The organism is Halomonas sp. 3A7M (genome assembly GCF_014897875.1).
In the GTDB taxonomy this organism is placed as follows: domain Bacteria; phylum Pseudomonadota; class Gammaproteobacteria; order Pseudomonadales; family Halomonadaceae; genus Vreelandella.
The window spans coordinates 1-24,222 of sequence record NZ_JABUZD010000129.1; the positions used below are offsets into that span (position 1 = coordinate 1).

Here is a 24,222-nt window from a genome sequence, read left to right on the forward strand (position 1 = left end):
TGCGCCGGGGATTATTGCGGGCGTTGTCACACCCGAGGGCAGGTGGAGCGGTGCTTGGGGCGTTGCGGATCCCGAAACCGAGGCTGCGATGGAAGTCGGCATGCATACCCGGATCGGATCGATCACCAAGACCTTCACCGGTACCGCCCTGATGCAGCTGGCCGAAGCTGGCAAGCTATCACTCGACGATACGATCGACCAGTATGTGTCCGGCATTCCCAATGGCGATATCATCACCCTACGCCATCTGGCCAGCATGACCAGCGGCCTGCTGAGCTATACTCAGGCGGACCCTTTCCTTGATCAGTTCTTCGCAGATCCTAACTTGCCTTATACGCCGCAGGAGCTGCTCGATTTTGCCCTCCCCGGTTCACCGATCTTTGCGCCGGGGGAGGAATTCAATTATTCAAACACCAATACCGTGCTGCTGGGCCTCGTGATTGAGCAGGTGACCGGGCAAGATATCGATACTGTCTTTGCTTCGATGATCCTGGAACCACTGGGCCTGACAGAGACCATCGGTCCTGACGGTGCCACCCTTATGCCGACGCCTTATCCGCAGGGATTTACCCTGCAAGGTGATGCTGCCAAGCCGACAGCGCCTTCGAACGCGACGCATTGGAATCCGTCTTGGGGATGGACAGCAGGTGGAATGATATCAACTCTCGACGACCTGCTGGTTTACGGGCGATCCCTCGGCACAGGCAAAGGCCTGTTGAGCGCCGAGACACAGCAGGAGCGCCTGCGGTCCTTCCCCGAGCCGGCGGGCTACGGCATCGCCATGGGATGCGTCGACGGCTGGGTCGGCCACACGGGCGAACTGCCGGGTTACAACACGACGGTGTTTTACGACACGACGACAGACACGACGGTAGTCGTCCAGGCTAACAGCGACATCCCTTCGGGCGATTGCGGGGATGAGGACGTGCTACCGAATAACCCCGACGAACTTGCGTGCAGCTCGCCCGCTAGCCGCGTGTTTGAGGCGTTATCCGTCGCCCTCGGGCATCCGTTTTCTATGCCACCGACGGTTCCGGCAGAGTGAGCGCGTTAACATTGCAGCTCCATCCCAGCTGCTCCTCACCCCTTCGCTTGGGCGCACTGGCACTGCTTTGCGCCTGTTACGCGGGCCCGGCCTTTTCACAGGGCTTGCCGAACGTCGACCGTATCCTCTCCGAGCAAACTGTCATTCTACAACGCTATGAACCGCCGCCACAGGTGGGCAGTGTCGCCATCGGCGTGCAGGACGAACGCGACAAGATCGACTTAGATCGCGCCAAAAGCATCCGTTTTCGCTTGAACTCGGTGCACATTGATGGCGCGCGGACTCTACCATTGTCGGCGTTGATGCCAATCTGGCAGAGCAAAATCGGCACCGAAATTACGCTAGCTGACCTTTACCGCATGGCAGATGCTGTTGACGCGGCCTATCTCGCTGCGGGCTATTTTTCCAAGACAGTGGTGCCGGTGCAGGATTTTTCTGACGGACAGATCAAGCTGCAGGTATTCGAAGGCTATGTCGACCGTATCGAGATCAACAGCAATATCCCCGGCATCGAGAACCGACTGTCCCCTTACCTGCAACGTATTCTCGACATGCACCCGATTCGGGTAAAGGCGGCCGAGCGCGAACTATTGTTAATGAGTGATCTTGCCGGACTGTCGATTGAAGGCACGTTTGTGCGCCCCGAAGGCGCGACGGGCGGCGGAGTGCTGCGGCTGGAGGTCGCACAGCATCGCAGCGCAGGAATGATCGGGCTCGATAATCTGGGATCCGACGCCGTTGGCCCACTACAAATGGCCAGTATGGTGACCCTAAACGATGTCCTGCGCAGGTTCGAGACCACCAACCTAACCGGCGTCATCACACCGCAACACCCTGACCGGATGACACTGCTTCAAATGATGCAAAGCTATCCGATCAGCTCGAACGGGCTTAGCGCGGGCTATAGCGTTGTTTATCTGCGCCAACACCCCGACGGAGGAGCTGGTGCGCCAGACATCGATGTGACATCAGCCATAGGCACGGCGTTTATGTCCTATCCGTTTCTGCGGACGCTGGACAGGTCACTCTGGGGGCAGGCTGAGCTGACGGTGCGTAACGATGACGTGGACGTTTTTGGCTCGGCCGCTGCCCGCAGCCGGATCCGCTGGGCGACGAACTCACTGCAATATAGCCAGAGCTTTGAGACCTCCGAGATCAACCTCGAAGGAGCGTTGAATCTCGGCACGAACTCGGATATTGATCTGGGCGCGGTGCCAGATGACTTCCACTTTGTTACCGCCGAACTGGACTACACACAGGCGCTCAGCGAGGCGACGACAATGACATTGTTGGCTCGCGGCCAGTACTCTGGCAGGCCCCTGCCGGGGGCTGTTCAGTTCGGCATTGGAGGCGAGACTTATGGCAGAGCCTTCGATAGCGGTACCATCTCTGGCGACAAAGGTGCAGCGGCCTCGGCCCGGGTAAGCCACGAGGTCGATATCGGGCTGGCACTCCTGCCCACGCTTTCAACCTCGGCCTTCGTGGATTACGGCGCAGCCTGGTCCGACGACGTCACCGGACACATGTATCTTGGCTCCTATGGAGTGGGCCTTGGTGGAACGTTAGAAGAACGGCTGAATTTCCAGGTTATCGGTGCGCTTCCTTGGACCCGTTCTGACATAGTGGACGACAAGGGGGGCAAACTAATTTTCCAACTGGCAATGCCCTTCTGATCCGCTAGGAGGTATCGCCTCACCTGTCGCGCCACCCATCCCACAGGAGATCCTGACATGACCACACCGAAAGCCGTACGCTCCCTTATGACCTCGGCCTTGAGCGTTCTTAGCGCTGTCGCCGCATTGCTTGCGTTCAATGCTCCGCTCCATGCGGAGACGCTGCCAGCCATCACCTTGCCGGACCCGGCGATCTCTCCTGCGCGGGTGAACCTATTGCCAGTGCCGCAGGCACGGATCGATGAGGCGGTCGCTTCGCTGGATGAGTTGGCACAGGATATGTTGGAGCGAACCGGGGTACCGGGCCTCGCCGTTGCCGTGGTACATGGGGAAGAGACACTGCTGATGCGCGGCTGGGGGCTACGGGCGGAGGGCGCGGAGGAACAGGTTGATGCGGATACGGTCTTTCTGCTCGCTTCGTTGTCCAAATCTGTCGGAGCCACGGTGGTGGCCACGCAGGTTTCGCAAGGGACCGTCAGTTGGGATGATCCGGTGCGCAACCACTTACCGTGGTTCGACCTGGGCGATCCCTGGGTCAGCAATCATGTCACCATCGGGGATCTCTATGCGCACCGCTCGGGCCTGCCGGACCACGCCGGTGATGATCTCGAGGATATAGGCTATGACCGTCGCGCTGTACTGGAGCGGCTGGCGCAGCTGCCCATGGGGCAGTTCAGAGCCGATTACGCCTATACGAATTTCGGCCTGACGGCTGCCGCAGAGGCGGTAGCCACCGCAACCGGCAAGGACTGGTCAACGCTCTCGGAAGAGGCGCTCTATGGTCCGCTCGGCATGGAGGCAACCAGCTCGCGCCACTCAGATTACATGGCGCGCGACAATCGCGCCGCTAGCCATGTACCGGATGCCAACGGCTTCCGAGTGGCAGACCTGCGCCAGCCCGATGCGCAAAGTCCGGCGGGTGGGGTAAGCTCCAGCGTGCGAGACATGGCGAAATGGATGAAGCTGGTGCTCTCCAACGGGCGCTTTGCAGAACAGCAACTGATTGCGCCCGAAGCGCTCGTGCCCGCGCTTTCACCGCATGCCATCAGCAGCCGCCCCGGTGACGCGGCCGATCGGGCTGGTACCTATGGTTACGGATTTGGCGTCGGGGTGCGTCCCACTGGGCGTGTCGTGGTGAGCCATTCGGGCGCCTTCGCTTTTGGTGCGGCGACCTCCTATTCGATGCTGCCGGACCTTGGGCTTGGGATCATCGTGCTGACCAATGCCACCCCCACGGGTCTCCCCGAGGCGCTGACGGCCAGCTTTCTTGATCTGGCAGAGTTTGGTGTGGAACAGCGCGACTGGCTGGCGGCCTACGGGCCACGCATAGCACCGCTCTCTGCCCCGGCCGGAGATCTGGTGGGTGTGACACCTCCGACTGAGCCCACCGAGGCCCGATCTGCCGACGCTTATGCAGGGGACTATGGCAATGCCTATTTCGGGGCGGCTGAGGTGCGTGAGACCGCTGACGGTTTGGTACTCGAAGTTGGCCCCGCGCCACAGCACCTGCGGTTGACCCACTGGGACGGCGATCGCTTTGTCGCCTTCCCGGTGACAGAGAACCAACCAGAGGGCTCGGTTTCGCAGGTCGAATTCACCATGGGCGCGGATGGAAAAGCAGAAACGATGACCGTTGAGCATCTTAACGAGGCGGGCCTTGGAGAATTTCAGCGGCCATTTAGCTGAAAAGCTCTGTCACCCCTAGCACTTAAACTAGTACTTAAACTAGCACTTAAACCTGCACCGAACTTGCTCAGTCAAATCGAGTCTGTAATCCAGTAAGGAAACTCACAAGGAAGTCTAATGGCTGAACAAACCACTGCAAACGTCTCCGCCGAGGCGGCTTACGATGCGCGCCCCTCGTCTCATTGGACCGCCTGGGGTCAATGGCTGGCGCTATTCACCATGACCGTAGATCACCTTACTCGCTATGTGTTGCCGGGTGACTGGGACTTAAGCTGGGCAGGCTCGTCCATTGGCCGTATCGCCTTCCCCTTGTTTGCGGCAATGGTTGCCTGGCACGGGCTGTTTAATACCCGTAACCCACTACGCTACTCACGCCGCATACTGGTCATTGGTTTAGTGGCTCAGTTGCCTTATATGCTGATGCCACGCGCGTCTGACGATTTTATTCTTAATGTCTGCTTCACGCTTGCCTGTGGCTTAGCGCTGGGCGCACTGGTTCGCCAAGGTTGGCAGCATTATCAACAGCAGACGCTAGGATTAGCTTGGCTAATGCTTGGAGCAGCGGTAGGCGTCACCGTTTGGTATTTGTTGGGGTTCTGGGTGGAGTACGGCCATAACGGTTTGCTACTGATTCCGCTATTAATGTTTGCCATGCAGGCGCTTAACGAAACCCGCGACGCGCTAAAATCGCGCTTGTGGGCAGGTTTAGCCGCATTTCCCGCACTTTGGATAGCCGGTCAAATGAACGCTTCAGACATGGCAAAGTCGTTTACCGTTGGCACTTGCGTGGTGATATTGATGCTGGCAGCAGGTGCCGCCCAACGTGTGCCATCCGTAGCCCTGGCCATGCCACGTCGCCTATGGCTCGCTTGGTATCCAGGACACTTTGCTTTAATTGCGCTATGGCTATTGCTTAGCGGCCAACTGGCGGGGTAATCAACGACGAAGCCGCCCTAATCAGGCGGCTTCGTAGTGATAATTCATCAACTTTACAGTGAGCGTTCGAAACTCCACGCCACCGGCGGTGCATCAGGTAGTAATGCCTGGCACGCACGCACTTTTTCAAGCAGCTCGGCATGCGTGTCAGCGACGACATTGACATGTGCCAGCTTACGCCCTGCACGCTCTTCCTTGTCATAGCGATGCAGGTGAGTATTGCCAATCGCCAGCAGCGCGGCATTGTCACCTTCCTGGCCAATAACATTCACCATGCAAGTAGGTGCAATAGCCTGGGTGCTGCCGAGCGGTAGGCCTTGCACAGCGCGCAGATGGTTTTCAAACTGGCTAGTGACCGCACCGTCCATGGTCCAGTGGCCAGAATTATGCACGCGTGGAGCCATCTCGTTAGCCAATAGGCTGCCATCCCGCGTTTGGAACAGTTCCAGCGCCATCACGCCCACATAATCCAACTCATCCAACAGCATACGAATGTAGCTGTCGGCTGTCTCTTGAACGCTGGTAGCTAAATCCGGCAGCGGCGCAACGGAATAGCGCAAAATGCCGTCTACATGCTGATTTTCCGCCATGGGATAAAACACCACATCCCCATCACGACCGCGCACGGCAATCATCGAGACTTCCCGTACAAAATCGACAAATGCCTCAACGATCAGCTGACGGTGACCAATGCTCTTCCATGCCTCTTCAGCCTGCTCCGGCACTTTCAGCACCGCTTGCCCTTTACCGTCATACCCCTCTGTCACTGACTTGGCGACCACCGGGCAGCCCAATTCATTCGCTGCCGCTTCAAGCTGTTCGGCACTCTCAACGACACGGTAGGCAGGTGTCGGAATACCCAAGCGATCAAATAGGGCTTTCTCTTCAACACGGTTTTGACAAACGGCAATCGCCCGGCTTCCTGGGTAAACGGGTTTGTGCTGTTCAATTTGCTCAACCAGCGCTACGGGCAGATGTTCAAACTCGTAGGTTACTACATCGACCTTATCGAGAAACTCTGCCAAATGCTGGTTATTGGGATCGATAACAACGTCGCCAATGCCCGCACTCGGGTTGCCGGTCGTGTCTAAAAACGTGAAGCGATTACCTAGCGGATAGCCAGCCAATGCCAGCATACGACCAAGCTGGCCTGCACCGAGCACACCAATGTTCTTAACGATGCCAGCGCTTTTCGAACTACCAGAGCTTTTCGAGATACCAGAATTCATGGCCAGGATTCCTTAGTTCGCTTCCGCATCGGGGCGAGGGTCTGGGTTATCCAGCACCATTTGAGTTTGCTCAGCGCGGAAAGCCTCGACCGCTTCACGCACGTTGGTGTCCTGCAAACCGACAATCTGTGCTGCCAACAAGCCTGCATTGGTCGCGCCTGCTTTACCAATCGCCAGTGTGCCAACAGCGATGCCACCGGGCATCTGCGCAATTGAAAGCAATGAATCCAAGCCTTTAAGCGCTTTGGATTCCACCGGCACGCCCAGCACTGGCAGCGCCGTTTGGGAAGCCACCATGCCGGGCAAATGGGCAGCACCGCCCGCTCCCGCCACAATTACTTGCAAGCCACGTTCAGCGGCACTTTTAGCATAGTCAAACAACAAGTCAGGGGTACGATGAGCGGAGACGACGCGGGTCTCATAAGGGACGCCCAGCCGCTCTAACATCGCCACCGCGTGTTCCATGACAGGCCAATCAGATTTCGACCCCATGATCACGCCCACTTTGGGTGCGCTGTTCGACATGCAAAAACTCCTCGGCCAAAGGGCCTACTAAAGCAATCAAGCGTTTAATGTGCCGTGTGCCGCAAGCGGCTCACCAGGAAATTAGAAGGCGCATAGTCTACCAGAGCTAGTCGCTTAGAGCGCGTTTGTAAATAGATCGAAATTTTAATCAAAGTAGCATTGAAAAGCGCGCGACTTGGCGGCATTGTGTGTTTGTCATTTCAGACTGATGGAGTCCCATGAGTACGGCATACTCAACTGCTCACGCAGAAACGCTAGATCCTCCGCGAAGCAGCCCTGACCTCGATGTCAGGGATTTAGAAAAACGTACGCGCCTAATGCGTATCATTACCCGCCTGATCGCCGTATCAGATCTGGGAAGCCGCGAAATAGCCCGCCGGGCTGGGCTTCCAGTACAAAAGATCAGCGACCTGCTCGCCGGAAGGCTAGAGCACCTAGATATTGATGAACTCAATGTCTTGCGTCGCACGTTAGAGCTGGAGACGCCATAGCAATAGTTGCTACCTAACGTAATCATTCATCCCCTTTGTTTGCTAACAGGCTTGCCCGCTGGGCAGGCCTGTTTTTGTTTCAAAACAGCCAATTAGCGCTCAAGGATTAAGGGAGCATTAAGAAACCCTCGCTAACCCATTGACACGTATCAACTTTTTATAATACCAAAGGCGTAACCTTAGCGTATCCAGATCATTCGCTGTGAAACAACCGCTTGTTTCTATCAGCAACATCTTTATCAGCTAAGGAGGCGTTATGGACGCCGTTCGTCGGTCGTTGCTAGGCCAGTTGGCCCGACTAAGCGCGGGCGCTGCGCTAGTGCCGCTATCCAGTCTTGCTCAAGCTGGCATTAATCAGCAGCCTGCCCGCCGCGAGGGCGATCCTAGCAAACGCTACGGCATGCTAATCGACCTTCGCCAATGCATCGGCTGCCAAGCCTGCACGGTGTCGTGCCATATCGAGAATGCTGCACCGCTTGGCCAGTTTCGAACCACTGTCTCTCAATACGAAGTGCAACACCAAGAAAGTGGTGAACTGGCAACGTTTATGCTGCCGCGGCTATGTAACCACTGCGAAAATCCGCCCTGTGTGCCGGTTTGTCCCGTTGAGGCGACCTATCAACAGCAGGATGGCATCGTTGTCGTCGATAGCGACCGCTGCGTCGGCTGTGCTTACTGCGTCAACGCCTGCCCCTACGATGCCCGTTTTATTAACGAACGCACTCAAACTGCCGACAAATGCACCTTCTGTGCTCACCGTTTAGAAGCAGGGCTACTGCCTGCCTGCGTTGAAAGCTGTGTGGGTGGTGCCCGCATTATTGGCGATATGCGCAATCCAGACAGCCAAATCAGCCGTCTGATCAACGAGCATCGCGACGCGCTCATGGTGCTTCAGCCAGAAAAAAACACCCTTCCCCAAGTGTTCTATTTAGGTATGGACGAACGATTCACGACGCGCCCCGTGGCAGAACCCGTGGCGCTTGAAGTGCTCGACCCACACGGCCAGGAGATGGGCTATGAATTCCACCATTGAACTACTCGCCCCACGCTATGACATCGCCTGGTATCCCTGGGCAGTGCAGTACTTTTTTATGATTGCGGTCTCCTACGCCAGCCTTTGGCTGGCAGCGCCCGCACTGGTGTTTGGCAAGCAATCCTGGTTGCCTACAGCACGTCTGGCAATGATCGCCTGCGTCAGCACAACGCTAGTCGCGCCGGTGGCCTTATTGGCAGATCTACATCAGCCACTGCGCTTTTGGCATTTCTACGCCTACGCCAATACGCATTCGTGGATGTCGATTGGCAGTGTGGTACTGCCGCTGTATCTGATCAGCGTTTTAGGCTTCGCCTGGCTGGCTTGGCGACCCGCGCTGCAGGCCCGGCAACAGGCAGCGGGGCTGAGCGGGTTGATCGCCAAGTGGCTGAGCATGGGCAGTAGTGCGACACCCAAAGCGCTGGTGGCTCTGGTGGGATTAGCCGCCCTGGTACTCTCAAGCGGCATTATGCTCTACACCGGAGCGGAGCTAGCTATCGTCAAGGCTCGCCCGTTATGGAACACCATTTGGCTACCGCCCATGCTGGTAGCGAGCGGATTTATTGCCGCCGCTGGGTTAATACTGGTCCTCAACCGCGTGAGCGGACTCTGCGCGCCCGCCGTTACCCGGCAAATGCTTTATGTCTTGCTAGTCTTCTGTGCGCTAGCGGGGCTTATCGCGCTCAGTTGGCTGTTAGACGGCCTGAATGCCCACGTTGGCTCAGTGGCGGCGGCACTGGAATCTGTCCGCTTCAGCCCCTCTTGGCGCAGCACCGCACTTTGGGGTGGCCTTACCGGCGTTGCGCTATTTGCCAGCGTGGTATTTCTGTTAACACGTTCGGCTCAGCGCCAGCCAGCACTGTTTGCCTGGGCATGGTTGCTAGGGCTGGTGGCTATCCACATGGGCTGGATGTTCCGTTGGGTAGTGCTGATGGATGTTCAACATGTGGCTCGTAACAGCGCAGGTTTCCATCACTACGGTATCCCTGCTGGTTCTTCCGGCATTTTAGGCATTGTCGGCACTTTCGGGCTGTGGCTGGCGGCCATTTTACTGATCGAACTATTTATTCCATGGCGACAGGCTCAACAAGGTAGCCAGCTACCAGGCAACGCCCAAGATGCATCTCGCGCCCCACTCACTGCTAACAAAGGAGCGCCTAGTCATGGCTAAGTCTGCTCAAGATCCCTCACGCCGTCGCTTTCTAAAAGGCGCCGCTGCCGCTGGCGGTGCCGCTACCTTTGCCGTGGGCTACGCCGACCCGCTGGCTAAAATGGCCAAAGGCATTACCGGCAGCGCAGGTGAAAAACCGCAGCATAATATTCATGGCAATTCGCTGACGCCTGAATATCGTGTCGATTTAGCGACCGGCGAACTAACCCTCGCCCCCGATCAACGGGTGGCTTTTACTATTTGCTACGGCTGCACCACCCAGTGTGGAGTGCGCGTGCGGGTCGATGACACGCGCGGCGAAGTGCTACGAGTAGCTGGCAACCCCTATCATCCGCTTTCTGCCGATGACCATTTGCCAATGCGCTCACCGGTAGCGGATGCATTGCGCAGCGTGAGTGCTTATCAAGAACACGGGCAAGTTAACCGCTCCACCGCGTGCGCCCGTGGCAACGCAATGATGAGCCAGATCACCAACCCGTTCCGTATTGATCACTGCCTTAAACGGGTCGGTGAACGAGGCAGTCGCGAGTGGCAAAAAATATCGTTTGAGCAACTTATCGAGGAAATTTGCGAAGGGGGCGATCTGTTCGGTGAAGGACAAGTAGACGGCCTGCGTGACATTCGCGACCACGACACGCTGATTGACCCCGACAACCCGGAGTACGGCCCCAAGGCTAATCAGTTGATGGTCATGGAAGCCACCGACTACGGGCGCTCGGATTTGCTTAAACGCTTCACCTTGAATGCCTTTGCGACCCGCAACTATGGCCATCATGGCGCCTACTGCGGCCTAGCGTTCCGCATGGGGTCTGGAGCAGTGATGAATAATATCGTCACGAATGCTCACGTAAAGCCAGATATCCAGAACGCACGCTTTATCATGTATATCGGCTGCGCCCCCAGCCAGGCAGGCAACCCGTTTAAACGCCAGGGCCGCTTGCTAGCACAGGCACGCGCCGCCGGCACGCTGGAATATGTGGTGGTGGACCCCGCGCTTAATGCTGCGACTTCCCATGCCGCAGACAACAACCGCTGGGTACCGATCCGCCCTGGCACCGACAGCGCCTTTGCCATGGCGCTTATTCAGTGGCTACTGGATAACGACGGCTATGCGCAGGAATTTCTGGAATTACCCGGTCAAGCCGCCGCCGATGCAGCGGGGGAAACCACTCACTCCAACGCCACCCATTTAGTGATTGATACCTTCGAGCACCCGCGCCGAGGCTACTTTTTGCGCGCCAGCGACCTTGGTTTTGCCGAACCAGGTAGCGATGCCGACCTACCCGTCGTGGTGTCAGAGGGCGAACTCGCACTCAGTGAAGAGGTAATGACCGCCGACCTGTTTGCCGAACGTCCAGTCACCCTGGTGGATGGCACGACTGTCACCGTCAAAACCAGCCTAGCGCTGCTGCGTGAATCTGCCAATCAGTACGACCTGGACACCTACGCTGAACATTGCGGCATTCCCAAGGCAACGATTATCGAGCTGGCTCAACGTTATGCTAGCCATGGCAGGAAAGCCGCCGTTAACTGCCACGGCGGCATGATGTCAGGCAATGGCTTTTACGCCGCGTTTGGCGTGCAAATGCTTAACCTGTTGGCTGGCAACTACAATATGAAAGGTGGCAGCGCCGTGGGCGGCGGCACCTACAGCGGCACCGGCGAAGGCCCCCGCTACGACCTCGCCAACTTCCCTGGCAAACGTGGGCCCCAAGGGGTGTTCCTCTCCCGTTCACGTTTTCCCTATGAGAAATCATCGGAGTACCAGCGCAAGGTCGCGGCAGACGAAAACCCCTATCCCGCGAAAGCGCCCTGGCGTTCATTGGCACCGCCAACGCTCACCGAGCACTTACCTTCCGCATTGGATGGCTACCCCTATCCGATCAAAGCGGTGATTGGCTGTATGGCTAACCCAATTTATGGTCAAGCGGGCCTGAAAGGGGTAATTGTTGATAAGCTGAAAGACCCCAAACGGTTGGGGCTATTTGTTGCAATCGATGGGTTTATCAATGAAACCAACCGCTATGCCGACTACATTGTGCCTGATTCGGTGATGTACGAAGTATGGGGCTTTGCAGGCTCCTGGAAAGGCACGCTGGGTAAACTCTCCACCGCTTGCTGGCCAGTGGTAGAACCCCGCCAGCAAAAAACCGCCGAAGGCGAGCCGGTATCCATGGACAGCTTCTTTATCGCCGTTGCTAAACGGCTAGGGCTGCCAGGCTTCGGCGACAACGCTATTCCCGATGCCGACGGCAATCTTCACCCGCTCAACCGCGCTGAAGATTATTACCTACGGGCGGCCGCCAATATTGCCTTTCAAGATGAACCACTGCCCGAAGCGAACGCCGCGGACATTACCCATGGCGGCATTGCCCCGCTACTGCCCAAACTCGAACGTACACTTAAAGCCGACGAGCGCGGCCGCGTTGCCTACCTTTACGCCCGGGGCGGGCGCTTCGAGGATGCCAGCGAACACTTTGTTGGCGAACACCTGAAACATCAGTGGAAAAAAACGCTGTGTGTGTATAACGAAGCGGTGGGCACCAGCATTGATACCACTAACGGGTTACCCAATAGCGGCGTGCCCTGTCACAAATTGCCACAGCTCGCCAACAAGCAACCCATGCGTGAGGTTTTTTCCGAGCAGGAGTGGCCGCTGCTAGCGTTTTCATTCAAGTCTAACCTGATGAACTCTTACGCCATTGGTAACGAGCGGCTAAGAATGATCAAGCCGTATAACCCTGTGCAAATGCACCGCCAAGATGCCGAGCGCTTCGGCATCCAGCATGGCAACACCATCCGCATTGAAAGCCCAGGCGGAAGCATAGTGGGGCTTGCGCTGGTGAGCGAAAGCGTTGTGCCCGGTGCATTAGGCATTGAGCACGGCTACGGGCACAAAGATTTAGGTGCCACGCCACACATCATTGACGGTCAATCCCAGCCAGATATGCCCTGGATGCGCGCAGGTATCAACATCAACGACCTGGGCTTTCAAGACCCTACACGGGAGGTAGGCGGCACCTGGCTTGAACCGATTAGCGGCGCCAGCGTGCGCCAAGGCCTTCCGGTAAGAGTAAGCCGCGTTTAAACCGGTTGGGGTAGTGACACTACAGCGTGATCACTACCCCACCCAAGGCGATGACGATCACCACAATCCACGCCGGTAGCTTCCAGACGGTCAGCAGTAAAAAGCCTGTCAGCGCCAAAACAAATTCATAAGGCCCAATAATCGCGCTGGTCCATACCGGCTGATACAGCGCCGCGCCTAAAATACCTACCACTGCCGCGTTAGCGCCGCGCATCAACGCCTGAGCGCTCTGCCAGCGGCGAAAGTGATTCCAAAAGGGCAACACTCCCACCAACAGCAAAAAGCCAGGAATAAAGATCGCCAACAGCGCCAGCAGCGCGCCAACCACGCCATTCATACCGGGTAGTAGCGCGCCTAAGTAGGCAGCAAAGGTGAATAGCGGCCCTGGCACCGCCTGGGCAGCCCCATAGCCTGCCAAAAACTCATCTGCGCTAACCCAGCCGGATTGCACCACTTCCGCTTCCAGCAGCGGCAGCACCACATGCCCACCGCCAAATACCAGCGCACCAGAACGATAAAACGCATCTGCCACCGTTAGCCACCCAGCGCTGCCTGCCATTAGCGGCAGTAGTATCAGCAGCGCAGCGAACAGCCCCAACGCCACCGAGCCTGCACGGCGGGATACCGGAAACTGCAGTGGTTCACTGGGCGTAGCAGCGGCAACCATACGGCACAGTGCCAACCCCGCTATACCGCCTAGCACAATCGCAGCTACCTGCCCCAGCGGCCCGCTGGCCATGACCACTACAAACACTGCCGCCAGCGCAATTCCCACCCGGGTTTTATCAGGGCAAAGGTTACGCGCCATGCCCCACACCGCGTGGGCCACAATGGCTACCGCGACAACTTTTAAGCCATGAATGATGCCGCTGGCAATCGGGCCATCCAGTACCGCCGCGCCAAACGCGAACAGCACCAGTACTATGGCGGAAGGCAGCGTGAATGCCAGCCACGCCATGGCCGCACCCCAAGGCCCGGCACGCATTAACCCCAAAGCAAAGCCCACTTGGCTACTGGCAGGCCCCGGCAAAAATTGGCACAGCGCCACAAGATCCGCGTAGGCGCTTTCGCTTAACCACTGTCGGCGCTCCACAAAAGCCGTACGAAAGTAGCCCAGGTGAGCCACCGGCCCGCCAAACGAGGTTAATCCCAAGGCCAAAAACGCCCAAAACACCTCGCTTATCCGCTCGTTCAGATGGTGCTTTTCAGCCATAGCGTAAGCTTCCCCATGTGGACAAAAGGCCTAACCTACCGTTTAAAGCTGACACAGTGATGACAGTGTGCACGATCATCCGCAGGGGCTTCATCAACGCGGGTGCGCTGACGCTTACACCGCGCTACAAAATCTTCCTGTTCAATGATTTAAGTAGCGCGTGGTAACGAATCTCGCGAGGCACGAGCGAATGAGGCACCCGCGGGCTGATACAGGCACCTTCACGTATTGATATGCAGGTTAGTCGGTTACTGCACCGGTACTGGCAGAACTGACCAGCTTGGCATACTTCGCCAGCACGCCTTTGCGGTAGCGCGGTTCTGGCTGCTGCCAGGCGGCACGGCGGCGCATCATCTCTTCATCGCTGATGTCCACTTCAATGGTGTCGGCTTCGGCATCAATGGTGATGGCATCACCATCCTGTACCAGCGCCAGCGGGCCGCCATCGAAGGCTTCCGGTGATACGTGCCCGACAACAAAGCCATGGCTGCCGCCGGAGAAACGCCCATCGGTAATCAACGCCACATCATTACCCAGGCCACGCCCCATAATCGCAGACGTTGGGGTAAGCATTTCGCGCATGCCGGGGCCGCCTTTCGGGCCTTCATAGCGAATCACCACCACATCGCCCGCCACCACGGTGCCGTCGTTAATGCGCGCCTGGGCCTCTTCTTCAGAGCCAAACACCCGCGCCGAACCGCTAAAGCGCGTACCTTCCTTACCGGTAATTTTGGCCACTGCACCTTCCGGCGCCAGGTTACCAAACAGAATGCGCAGATGGCTTTCGGCTTTAAGCGGGTTACCCAACGGCGCAATAATCTGCTGATCCATGGGATAAGGCTCAACCTCTTCCAGGTTTTCGGCCAGCGTTTTACCGGTCACTGTTAAGCAGTCGCCGTGCAGCAGTCCTGCTTCCAGCAGAATTTTCATCAGCGGCTGAATGCCACCAATCGCCACCAGCTCGCTCATCATATAGTGGCCGCTGGGGCGCAGGTCAGCGACCACCGGCACGCGCTTGCCGATCTCGGTGAAGTCGGCAAGGGTCAGTTCCACGCCAATGGTGCGCGCCATGCCAATCAAATGCAGCACCGCATTGGTAGAACCGCCCAGCGCAATTACCACGGTAATCGCGTTCTCAAACGCTTCGCGGGTCATGATGTCAGAAGGCTTGATGTCACTGGCCAGCAGTGCCAGCACGGCCTCGCCTGCCGCTTTACAGTCATCGCGCTTATCTTGGGAAATGGCGTTCTGCGCCGAGCTGCCCGGCAGGCTCATGCCCAATGCTTCAATGGCAGATGCCATGGTATTGGCGGTGTACATACCGCCACAGGAACCCGGGCCAGGAATCGCGGTTTCTTCGATGTTTTTGAGCTCGATCAGATCAATATCACCACGGGAGTGTGCGCCCATCGCCTCAAATACCGACACGATATCGGTATGGCCTTTACCGGGCATAATGGTGCCGCCATACACAAACACGCTGGGGCGATTCAGCCGCGCCAAGCCCATCACGCAACCCGGCATATTTTTGTCGCAACCGCCAATCGCCACCAGCCCATCAAAGCCTTCACAGCCCGCCACGGTTTCAATGGAATCGGCAATCACCTCGCGGGAAACCAGCGAGTACTTCATGCCTTCGGTGCCGTTAGCAATGCCATCGGAAATAGTGATGGTATTAAAGATCACCCCTTTACCACCCGCCGCGTCGGCACCGTCGCGGGCGAACTCTGCTAACTCACCGATGTGGCTATTACACGGGGTCACCATGCTCCAGGTAGAGGCAACGCCCACCTGGGGCTTGGTAAAGTCATCGTCGTTAAACCCCACCGCCCGCAGCATTGCACGGCTGGCCGCCTTGCCAGGGCCATCCACCACCTGGGCTGAATGGCGGCGGGTATTATTAGTCGGCTCGGTCATGGGGAATTCCTCTTTGCTTGACTCGCATCGCGTTACGCACGGTATCCACATAGCTTGGCGATATAACGCGCATCCCGCAAGGCACTTAACTTATGGCACCATAGCGCTACGCGCTATTCCCAATGCCTAATGCCGTGAAGGAACACCACCGCATGTCTGCCAATTCACACTGCTCGCCAACGCCATTCTCGCCAACGTCGCTTACCCCTGGCTTTATGGTGGTGCACGCTAACCGCCTGGAAGACTTGCGCGGGCTGGCGGTGCAGTGGATGCGCTTGCACCCGTTGGGACCGTTGGAAAACGAGACCATTCTGGTGCAGAGCAACGGCATTGGGCAGTGGTTAAAGTTAGCGTTGGCGGAAGACCCAGAGAATGGCGGCGCAGGTATCGCCGCCGCGCTGGATGTCATGCTGCCCGCGCGGTTTCTATGGCAGGCCTACCGCACGGTGCTCACCCACGTTGATCAAGATGGCGACGCGGTGCCTGAAACCTCGCCGTTTGATAAATCGCGCTTGGTATGGCGGCTACTGCGCCTACTGCCCACGCTAGCGGGGCAAGAAGTGTTCGCGCCGCTGGCGCAGTTCTTGGAAGTCGACCGCGACCAGCGCAAGCACTACCAACTGGCCGAGCGACTGGCGGATTTGTTCGACCAGTATCAGGTCTACCGCGCTGACTGGCTGGATGCCTGGGCCAACGGTGATGACGTGCTGATTACCGCTCGGGGCGAACCCCGCCCGCTGGAAGAGCACCAGCGCTGGCAGCCCGAGCTATGGCGCATTCTGCGCGAAGATGTCGCCGCCACCCAAGGCGATGCAGGCATCAACAGTAGCCGCGCCCAGGTGCATCGGCGCTTTTTGAAAGCGACTGAACAATTGGAAGGCCAGCCCTGCCCGCGCGGTTTGCCTCGGCGGCTGATTATTTTTGGTATTTCATCGCTGCCCCAACAAACCCTGGAAGCCCTGGCGGCACTCTCTCGCTGCTGCCAAATCGTGCTGTGTGTGCACAACCCCTGCCAGTTCTACTGGGCAGATATCATCGAGCACAAAGATTTACTGCGCGCCAACCGCTACCGCCAGCGGCGCAAAACCGGTATGCCCGAAGCGTTGGATGTATTGGGCACTGGCGACGCCGACGATGCCCTGCATCTTCACGCTCAGCCGCTACTCGCCGCTTGGGGAAAACAGGGCCGCGACTACCTGCGCCTGCTGGATGAACACGACGATTCGGGCAACTACCAAACCCTGTTTGAGCAGCAGGCGCTGCGGATCGATATGTTTGAGCCGTTTAACGGCGTTGATCGCGACTGCCTGCTCAGCCAACTGCAAGATGATATTCGCGAACTGCGCCCCGTGGCGGAAACCCAAACCCACTGGCCCGCGCTAAGCTCGGCAGATGATTCCATAGTGTTTCATATTGCCCATGGCCCTCAGCGGGAAGTTGAGATTCTCCACGACCAGTTGCTGGCCGCCTTTAGCGCCGACCCCGACCTGCGCCCGCGGGATATTATCGTCATGGTGCCAGATATCGACCGCTACGCGCCGCATATCGCCGCAGTGTTTGGCCAGCTACAAAATGACGACCCACGGCATATTCCCTATACGCTTTCCGACCAAGCCAGCCGCCACCGCCTGCCACTAATGATTGCCCTGGAAAAGCTGCTGCGCCTACCTGAGCTGCGCCTTTCGGTCAGCGACTTACTGGATCTGCTCGATGTACCCGCCCTGCGCCAGCGCTTTGGACTGGAAGAGCGCGACCTACCGGTACTCGAGCGCTGGATGGAGGGTGCAGGCATTCGTTGGGGGCTGAATGCCAAGCAGCGCCAGACGCTTGAGCTACCCGGCGGGTTAAGCCAAAACACCTGGGCGTTTGGCCTGCGCCGCTTGCTGCTCGGCTACACCGTGGGCGAAGGCCACGCTTGGCAAGGAATCGAGCCGTTTGACGATATCGGCGGGCTGGAAGCGGGCCTTGCCGGGCCGTTAGCCACCTTGTTGGAAAAGCTCGAAGAGACCTGGGAAACCTTCTGCCAGCCCACCGATGCGGCCAACTGGGTAGCGCGACTACGCACGCTGCTGGAAACCTTCTTCCTGACCGACGACGCCCAAGAAAGCGTAATGCTCACCAAGCTAGAAAACGGTTTGCAGCAAATGCTGGAAAGCAGCGAGGAAGCCCAGTTAACCGAACCGCTGCCGCTCTCCATGGTGCGCGAACATTGGCTGGCACAGATTGATGAACACAGCCTTTCCCAACGCTTTCTAGCCGGTGCGGTCAACTTCGCCACGCTAATGCCCATGCGCGCCATTCCGTTTAAGCGCGTGTGTCTGCTAGGCATGAACGACGGTGAGTACCCCCGCTCTCATCCACCGCTAGATTTTGATTTGATGGGCAGTGACTACCGCCCCGGTGACCGCTCCCGCCGGGAAGACGACCGCTACCTGTTTTTGGAAGCGCTGCTCTCCGCCCGCGACCAGCTCTACATAAGCTGGGTAGGCAGAAGCCAAATCGACAACACCCCGCTACCGCCTTCGGTACTGGTCGGCCAACTGCGTGACCACCTGGAAGCAGGCTGGCAGATCGAGAACGGCACGCCGCTGCTGGAAGCGCTAACCACCGAGCACCCGCTGCAGCCGTTTAGCCGCGCTTATTTTGCTAGCAACCCGCAAGCCTCGCGACTGTTTACCTATGCACATGAATGGCGCGAGGTACACACACCGCGCACGCCTCAAGCTGCCCATCCGACACTTCCCCCACCGGAAAACATCCCCACCAACCTGACGCTTGGCCAGTTAGGTCAATTCCTGCGCGAGCCGGTACGCGCCTTTTTCAATACCCGGCTGGGAGTATATTTCGAGCAGGAAGCGATTGCCGAGCTAGACGAAGAACCGTTCGCCCTGGATGGCCTGCAAAACTGGCAGCTACAAGACCAATTGATCGCCGCCCAGCGCCACGCCATTGACCGCGGCGAGCCACGCATTGAAGCACTGCACGCAGCCCTTGAGCGTTTTCAGGGCCAAGGCGTATTGGCCATGGGTGCCTTTGGCGAGCGCATGCGCGATGCCTTAGCAGGACCCATGGAAGCCCTGTTCAGCGACTACGAAGAAGCCCTGGACGCTTGGCCGATTGCGCTAGGTGACCCGGCAGCTATTCACCTGGAAGGTAGTAACGGAATTACGTTGGAAGACTGGCTGGGCGAGCTACGCCAGGATGATGCAGGCAACCGCTGCCGCCTGCTTTTACTCAGCAGTAGTCTGATCAAGAACAGTAAGTACCAGTGGCATCTGCTGCTACGCCACTGGGTTGCCCATCTGGCTGGCAATCTCAGCGGTCCGATGAACACCCAGTTACTTTCCAAGGCCGGCAATATCACCCTGGAACCTATCGCTGCCGACACCGCCCGCGCCCACCTGGAAACCCAGCTAAGCGCTTGGCAACACGGCCTAGAAGTGCCGCTTCCGCTAGCCCCTCAGGCCGCCTTTGCGTGGCTGACAAAACTGGGGACACCTGACATTGCGATTGAGAAAGGCAGGGAAAGCGACGCCTACGCCGCAGCCGAAAAAGTCTATGAGAGCGGATTTAAAACCACCGGCGAAGCCGACCAGAGCCCTTATCTCGGCCACCAATGGCCCCGCTTCGAGCGGCTGTTTTTCGACCGCACCGCCAACGAAAAGCACACCTTTGCCGAACTCACGGAAGCGCTGTACGCCCCGCTGTTTTACGCCGTGAAAGGTAATGCGAAGAAAGGTGATGCGAACAAAGATAACGCCAAGAAAGCGGCATCGTAGTGCGTTAAGCGCCTCGCATAGCCCCTATTCAAGCTCAACCGTGCCCATGTGGTGATCAGGGTTTACTCCCTTTCTGCTTGGCACGGCTGTTTTTCTGCGTAAGGCGTTTTTTCTGCTCGGGCCTTCGCCCAGTCTGGCGAGCCAATGCGATGCGCATAAGACGTTGAAACGTCGGGCACTCCAGATGGCTCGGCGCGGTGCAGGTCGCCACATGACGCAAACCGTCACGAAGGGCTGTCAGTTCGTTAATGTGGCGGTCGAGAAGATCTGCCTTAGCGCTCACCGCTTCACGGTCGATTTCCGGCTGCCGTTGCGTGCCAAGCATGTCGCGCATCTCGGCCAGTGAAAAACCCGCGACCTGCCCCAACGCAATCAGCGACAAGCGTGTTAAAACGCTGGTCTCGAAAACCCGCCGCAGACCATTGCGCCCTACCGACCTAATCAGGCCAACTTCCTCGTAATAGCGCAATTTCGAGGCAGGAATACCGCTTTTTCGAGACAGTTCGGAAATATCGAGCATGGCACTTGACTTAAAGTTGACTTGAAGTAATAGGCTACAACGCTTCTCCCTTACGTATCCACCCACACTTCTATCCACACTGTCAGGAGTCTAACAAGCATGCCTGTTTTCAATACGCACAGCCGCCCATACGCCGTTGCTAAACCGTTAACAAGAGCAAAGATAACAAGCACAGAAACGACCGGGGCAAAAATGCCAGGAGCACAGCAATGAGTGCGCTGCTGACCGATGCGCTACTGCTCGGCCTGGGAGCAACCGCTTTTATGGACATAGTCGCGCTGCTGCAGAAGCGGCTACTGGGTATTCCCTCGCTGAATTACGCCATGGTCGGGCGTTGGCTAGGGCACTTGCCAAAGGGCAGGTTCATCCACCGGCCGATTGGTGAAAGCGCCCCGATTCGGGCAGAAATGGCGCTAGGATGGCTGGCCCACTACCTGATTGGCATCGCTTTTGCGATCATATTTTTAGTGCTGGTTGGGCCAAACTGGCTGGCACGACCCACACTCATACCGGCGTTAGGCTTCGGTGTGATAACGGTAATTGCGCCGTTTCTAATCCTGCAGCCGGGTATGGGCGCAGGGATTGCCGCCCGCAAGACACCGCAGCCAACCACCGCCAGGCTGCGTAGTCTTTTCGCGCACGCCAGTTTTGGCGCTGGCCTATGGGTGGCAGGCATCCTAGTGATGCGGGTTCTTTAGGCCAGCATAAAACCAGCTTAAATACTCGTCTCGCTTAACGAGAGTATCCGCTTTGCTAACGAAATCATCTCCGGGTCGCCGGTATGCTTATCCGGCACATCGGAGAGTTTGATCACCGGCAGCCAGCCCTGTCCTTCAGGGCGCGCCTCGACCATTTTGATCACCATATTCATCGGCTCAGCGCCGACATCGTTAGTGAAGTTGGTGCCGATGCCAAACGCCATCCCAATTCGTTCCTGACAAAACGCTTGAATGCGCTCGACTTTTTCCGGCGTTAAGGCATCCGAAAAAATGATCGTTTTGCTCAGTGGGTTAATTCCCAAGCGTTCATAGTGCGCGATGGTTTGGGAGGCAAACTCAATCGGGTCACCGCTATCATGGCGTACGCCGTCGAACAGCTTGGCGAATTTTTTATCAAAGCTGTCGAAGAAAGCGGACGATGTGAAGGTGTCCGTTAGAGCAATCCCCAAATCGCCACGATACACATCCACCCAGTGCTCTAAGGCAAGACTGTTGGCCATTTTGAAGCCAAAGCGGGCACCGTGGAACATAAACCACTCGTGAGCGTGGGTGCCTATCGGCTTCACGTCGTGGCGCATGGCCAGCAGTACATTGCTAGTGCCGCTGAAGGCTTCACCACCGTAGTGACGCAGCGCTTCCACCACTCGATCGTGAACCGCAAAGGAGAAACGCCGCCGGGTGCCGAACTCGGCAATTTTCAGCCCTAAGCGGCGATAAAGCTCGATCTTCTCCTGGGTGCGTTGCTCGATCAGTGCATCGTCATCATGGGTCACCGAGACGCCACGTAGCCGATACCAAAGTTCGCTGATCAACGCCATCAGCGGCACTTCCCATAAAATCGTGCGGTACCAAGGCCCCTCGATGACCACCGAAAGCTCACTGCCCTGCTGCTCGATGATTACTTCGGAGGGTTCGTAACGGAAGCCGGCCAGAAAATCGAGATAGGTCGGGTCAAGATAAGGGCAGGTAACTTCCAGGTAGCGCTTTTCCTGATCGCTCAGGCGAAGCGCCGCCATTTTATCGACCTCGTGGCGGAGCGCAGTACCAAAGCCTTCAGGAAACGCGTGCTGGCCACGATTGATAAATGCGTAGCGTGCATGTGCATAGGGAAAGCGTTTGATCACGGCGTTCTGCATCGTGATTTTGTAGAAGTCATTATCCAGAAGCGAGGTCAGCATGAGATCCCTACGTGTAAGTGAACCGAAGCCGCTGGTAGCGTAAACTAAGCGTCCTAAGAGTGGCTTGGCGACAAGATTATCAGGTGGCGGGGCACTCATACAGTCTTGGCCCCGCGCTGGGGCGCTTTACTTTCGGAGACCCGTGATGAGTCAGCCCGCCCCGCTTAACCCACTTACGCTACCGCTTCACGGCAGCCGCCTGATTGAAGCCAGCGCGGGCACGGGCAAAACCTTCACCATTGCGCTGCTCTACGTGCGTCTGGTGCTGGGCGGGCAGCACAGCGAAGATGACAGCGCCTTTGTGCGCCCGCTCACCCCGCCGGAAATTCTGGTAGTCACCTTCACCAATGCCGCCACCCAGGAACTGCGTGAACGTATCCGCCACCGGCTGGTGGAAGCCGCTGCGGTGTTTAGGGCCATTGATGATGCTGGTTCAGACTCTCTGCTCATCCAGCTCCGCGAGCAATACGAAGAGGCCACTTGGCCCGCCTGCGCCCGCCGCCTAGAACTGGCCGCCGAATGGATGGACGAAGCCGCCGTTTCCACCATCCACAGCTGGTGCTACCGCATGCTGCGCGAACACGCCTTCGATAGCGGCAGCCTGTTCTCGCTCAACCTGGAAAACGACCAGCGCGAACTGGAGCAAGAAGTGGTGCGCGACTACTGGCGCACCTTCTACTACCCGCTGGATGCCGACGCCCTGGGCAGCATTACCCGCTACTGGAAATCGCCGGATAAACTCCACGAAGATGTGCGCAAACTGCTCCACGAAAGCGACGCTCTGGGCAGCCAGCGCCCCGCGCCAGCCGACACACTAAGCGCTGCCGAAGCCGAACGCAGCGCCACATTAGGCACGCTAAAAGCTCCCTGGCCAGCTTGGCTAGATGAACTAGTGCCCGCTCTGGAAGAGGCCGCCAAACGTAAAGCCTTCAAAGGCCAAAGCTTCAACGCCAAAAGCCGCGCCAGCTGGCTAGGCGCACTGCGCGAATGGTGCGAGAGCGACCTTGAGCGCCCCGCACTTACCCCCGCCGCCTGGAAACGCCTGACTCCAGACGGTATGGCCGAGATATGGAAAGACGGCGCGCCACCCTGCCCAGCCGCCTGGGAAGCGCTGGCGGACATGCCCGCCGCTCTCAACGCCTTACCCGAACCGCGCAACGACCTGCTGATTCACGCCGTGCAGTGGTGCAAACTACGTATGGAGCGCGAGCAGGAACGCCGTGCTGAAATGGGCCCCAACGATCTGCTCACCCATTTAGACCGCGCCCTGCAAGGCCCCAACAAAGACGCCCTGGCCGCGCAGATTCTGCGCCAGTTTCCCGTCGCGCTGATTGACGAGTTCCAAGATACCGACCCGATTCAGTACCGCATTTTTAACGCGGTCTATGACGTCGCCCCCCCCCGCCGCGACGCCGCTATGCTACTGATCGGTGACCCCAAGCAGGCCATCTACGCCTTTCGCGGTGCGGATATTTTCACCTACCTGCAGGCCCGCCAAGACACCGCAGGCCGCCACGTCACGCTGGGCACCAACTTCCGTTCCAGCCGCGCCATGGTGGAAGCCGTCAATCACTGCTTCCACTACGCCGATCAGCATCCGGCTGGGGCGTTTCTATTTCGCCAATCAGGCGGCGAAAACCCGCTGCCGTTCTTATCAGTAGCCGCCAAAGGCCGCGACGAACAATTGGTCCACCAAGGCCAGCCGCTGCCTGCCATGACGCTGTGGCCGTTAACAAGCGAAGAGCCACTTTCCAAAACCGCCTACCAGACCGAAATGGCCGAACGCTGCGCCTCTTATATGGTGGAACTGCTCGCGGCAGCGCAAAGTGGCAATAAACAAGGCCAAAGCGGCTTCCAGAAAGGCGATGAGCTAAGCCCGCTAAAACCTTCCGATATGGCAGTGCTGGTCAACGGCCTGCTGGAAGCCCGCGCCATTCGCTTAGCGCTGGCCAGCCGAGGGGTGAAGAGTGTTTACCTTTCCGACCACGATAAGGTATTTAGCTCGCCCATGGCCAAGCT

Annotated in this window: 17 protein-coding genes; 11 read left to right on the plus strand and 6 right to left on the minus strand. The window is 57.9% G+C overall.

Going from position 1 to position 24,222, the window contains the following annotated elements; genetic code table 11:
• The 4 genes from INT19_RS11735 to INT19_RS11750 form a co-directional block, all read left to right on the plus strand.
• Positions 1–1,045 (plus strand): serine hydrolase domain-containing protein (locus INT19_RS11735; RefSeq protein WP_193060864.1); only part of this gene is annotated, 1,045 nt, incomplete at its 5' end.
• Positions 1,042–2,718, plus strand: coding sequence for a ShlB/FhaC/HecB family hemolysin secretion/activation protein (locus INT19_RS11740; RefSeq protein ID WP_193060865.1), 1,677 nt, complete (start codon positions 1,042–1,044; stop codon positions 2,716–2,718). The genes INT19_RS11735 and INT19_RS11740, both read left to right, overlap by 4 nt.
• 57 nt (positions 2,719–2,775) lie before the next feature.
• Positions 2,776–4,404 (plus strand): serine hydrolase, encoded by a 1,629-nt coding sequence (locus INT19_RS11745; protein ID WP_193060866.1) that lies wholly within the window; start codon positions 2,776–2,778, stop codon positions 4,402–4,404.
• 117 nt (positions 4,405–4,521) lie between these two features.
• Positions 4,522–5,340, plus strand: coding sequence for a TraX family protein (locus tag INT19_RS11750; RefSeq protein WP_193060867.1), 819 nt, complete (start codon positions 4,522–4,524; stop codon positions 5,338–5,340).
• A gap of 53 nt (positions 5,341–5,393) precedes the next feature.
• Here the strand turns inward: INT19_RS11750 and INT19_RS11755 are convergent, their stop codons facing one another.
• Together INT19_RS11755 and purE are read right to left on the minus strand one after the other, a co-directional pair.
• Positions 5,394–6,569 (minus strand): 5-(carboxyamino)imidazole ribonucleotide synthase, encoded by a 1,176-nt coding sequence (locus INT19_RS11755; RefSeq protein WP_193060868.1) that lies wholly within the window; start codon positions 6,567–6,569, stop codon positions 5,394–5,396.
• A gap of 12 nt (positions 6,570–6,581) precedes the next feature.
• Positions 6,582–7,094 carry a 5-(carboxyamino)imidazole ribonucleotide mutase gene (gene purE / locus INT19_RS11760; protein WP_193060869.1) on the minus strand — a complete coding sequence of 171 codons (513 nt, stop codon included), beginning with the start codon at positions 7,092–7,094 and terminating at the stop codon, positions 6,582–6,584.
• A gap of 218 nt (positions 7,095–7,312) precedes the next feature.
• Between purE and INT19_RS11765 the strand changes: the two genes are divergently transcribed.
• The 4 genes from INT19_RS11765 (at position 7,313) to INT19_RS11780 (ending at position 12,877) form a co-directional block, all read left to right on the plus strand.
• Positions 7,313–7,585 carry an XRE family transcriptional regulator gene (locus tag INT19_RS11765; RefSeq protein WP_089039409.1) on the plus strand — a complete coding sequence of 91 codons (273 nt, stop codon included), beginning with the start codon at positions 7,313–7,315 and terminating at the stop codon, positions 7,583–7,585.
• A 256-nt stretch (positions 7,586–7,841) separates the two neighbouring features.
• A complete protein-coding gene (dsrO, locus tag INT19_RS11770) occupies positions 7,842–8,618 on the plus strand; it encodes a sulfate reduction electron transfer complex DsrMKJOP subunit DsrO (protein ID WP_125750271.1) in 777 nt (258 codons plus the stop codon).
• The gene (gene nrfD, locus INT19_RS11775; protein WP_193060870.1) at positions 8,602–9,789 is read left to right on the plus strand and encodes an NrfD/PsrC family molybdoenzyme membrane anchor subunit; all 1,188 of its coding nucleotides are present in this window, start codon (positions 8,602–8,604) and stop codon (positions 9,787–9,789) included. Before dsrO ends, nrfD begins: the two co-directional genes overlap by 17 nt.
• Complete coding sequence (locus tag INT19_RS11780; RefSeq protein ID WP_193060871.1) at positions 9,782–12,877, plus strand: molybdopterin dinucleotide binding domain-containing protein; 3,096 nt, start codon at positions 9,782–9,784, stop codon at positions 12,875–12,877. The genes nrfD and INT19_RS11780 overlap by 8 nt, the downstream gene beginning before the upstream one ends.
• 19 nt (positions 12,878–12,896) lie before the next feature.
• Here INT19_RS11780 and chrA read toward each other — a convergent pair whose 3' ends face one another.
• Together chrA and ilvD are read right to left on the minus strand one after the other, a co-directional pair.
• Entirely contained in the window at positions 12,897–14,090 is a 1,194-nt protein-coding gene (gene chrA, locus INT19_RS11785; protein ID WP_193060872.1) for a chromate efflux transporter, read from the minus strand.
• Between the two features lie 240 nt (positions 14,091–14,330).
• Positions 14,331–16,007, minus strand: a complete 1,677-nt coding sequence (gene ilvD, locus INT19_RS11790) for a dihydroxy-acid dehydratase (protein WP_193060873.1) — start codon at positions 16,005–16,007, stop codon at positions 14,331–14,333.
• Positions 16,008–16,159: 152 nt separating this feature from the next.
• Between ilvD and recC the strand changes: the two genes are divergently transcribed.
• Positions 16,160–19,786, plus strand: a complete 3,627-nt coding sequence (gene recC / locus INT19_RS11795) for an exodeoxyribonuclease V subunit gamma (protein ID WP_193060874.1) — start codon at positions 16,160–16,162, stop codon at positions 19,784–19,786.
• A 55-nt stretch (positions 19,787–19,841) separates the two neighbouring features.
• On the opposite strand, the gene INT19_RS11800 is transcribed toward recC, so the two are convergent.
• Entirely contained in the window at positions 19,842–20,306 is a 465-nt protein-coding gene (locus INT19_RS11800; RefSeq protein WP_193060875.1) for a helix-turn-helix domain-containing protein, read from the minus strand.
• Positions 20,307–20,515: 209 nt separating this feature from the next.
• Between INT19_RS11800 and INT19_RS11805 the strand changes: the two genes are divergently transcribed.
• Complete coding sequence (locus INT19_RS11805) at positions 20,516–21,004, plus strand: DUF2938 domain-containing protein (RefSeq protein ID WP_193060876.1); 489 nt, start codon at positions 20,516–20,518, stop codon at positions 21,002–21,004.
• A gap of 17 nt (positions 21,005–21,021) precedes the next feature.
• On the opposite strand, the gene pncB is transcribed toward INT19_RS11805, so the two are convergent.
• Positions 21,022–22,203 (minus strand): nicotinate phosphoribosyltransferase, encoded by a 1,182-nt coding sequence (gene pncB / locus INT19_RS11810; RefSeq protein ID WP_193060881.1) that lies wholly within the window; start codon positions 22,201–22,203, stop codon positions 21,022–21,024.
• Positions 22,204–22,348: 145 nt separating this feature from the next.
• On the opposite strand from pncB, the gene INT19_RS19475 reads away from it, so the two are divergent.
• Positions 22,349–24,222, plus strand: a 1,874-nt coding sequence (locus INT19_RS19475) for a UvrD-helicase domain-containing protein (RefSeq protein ID WP_226924593.1), incomplete at its 3' end; no start/stop codon positions are given.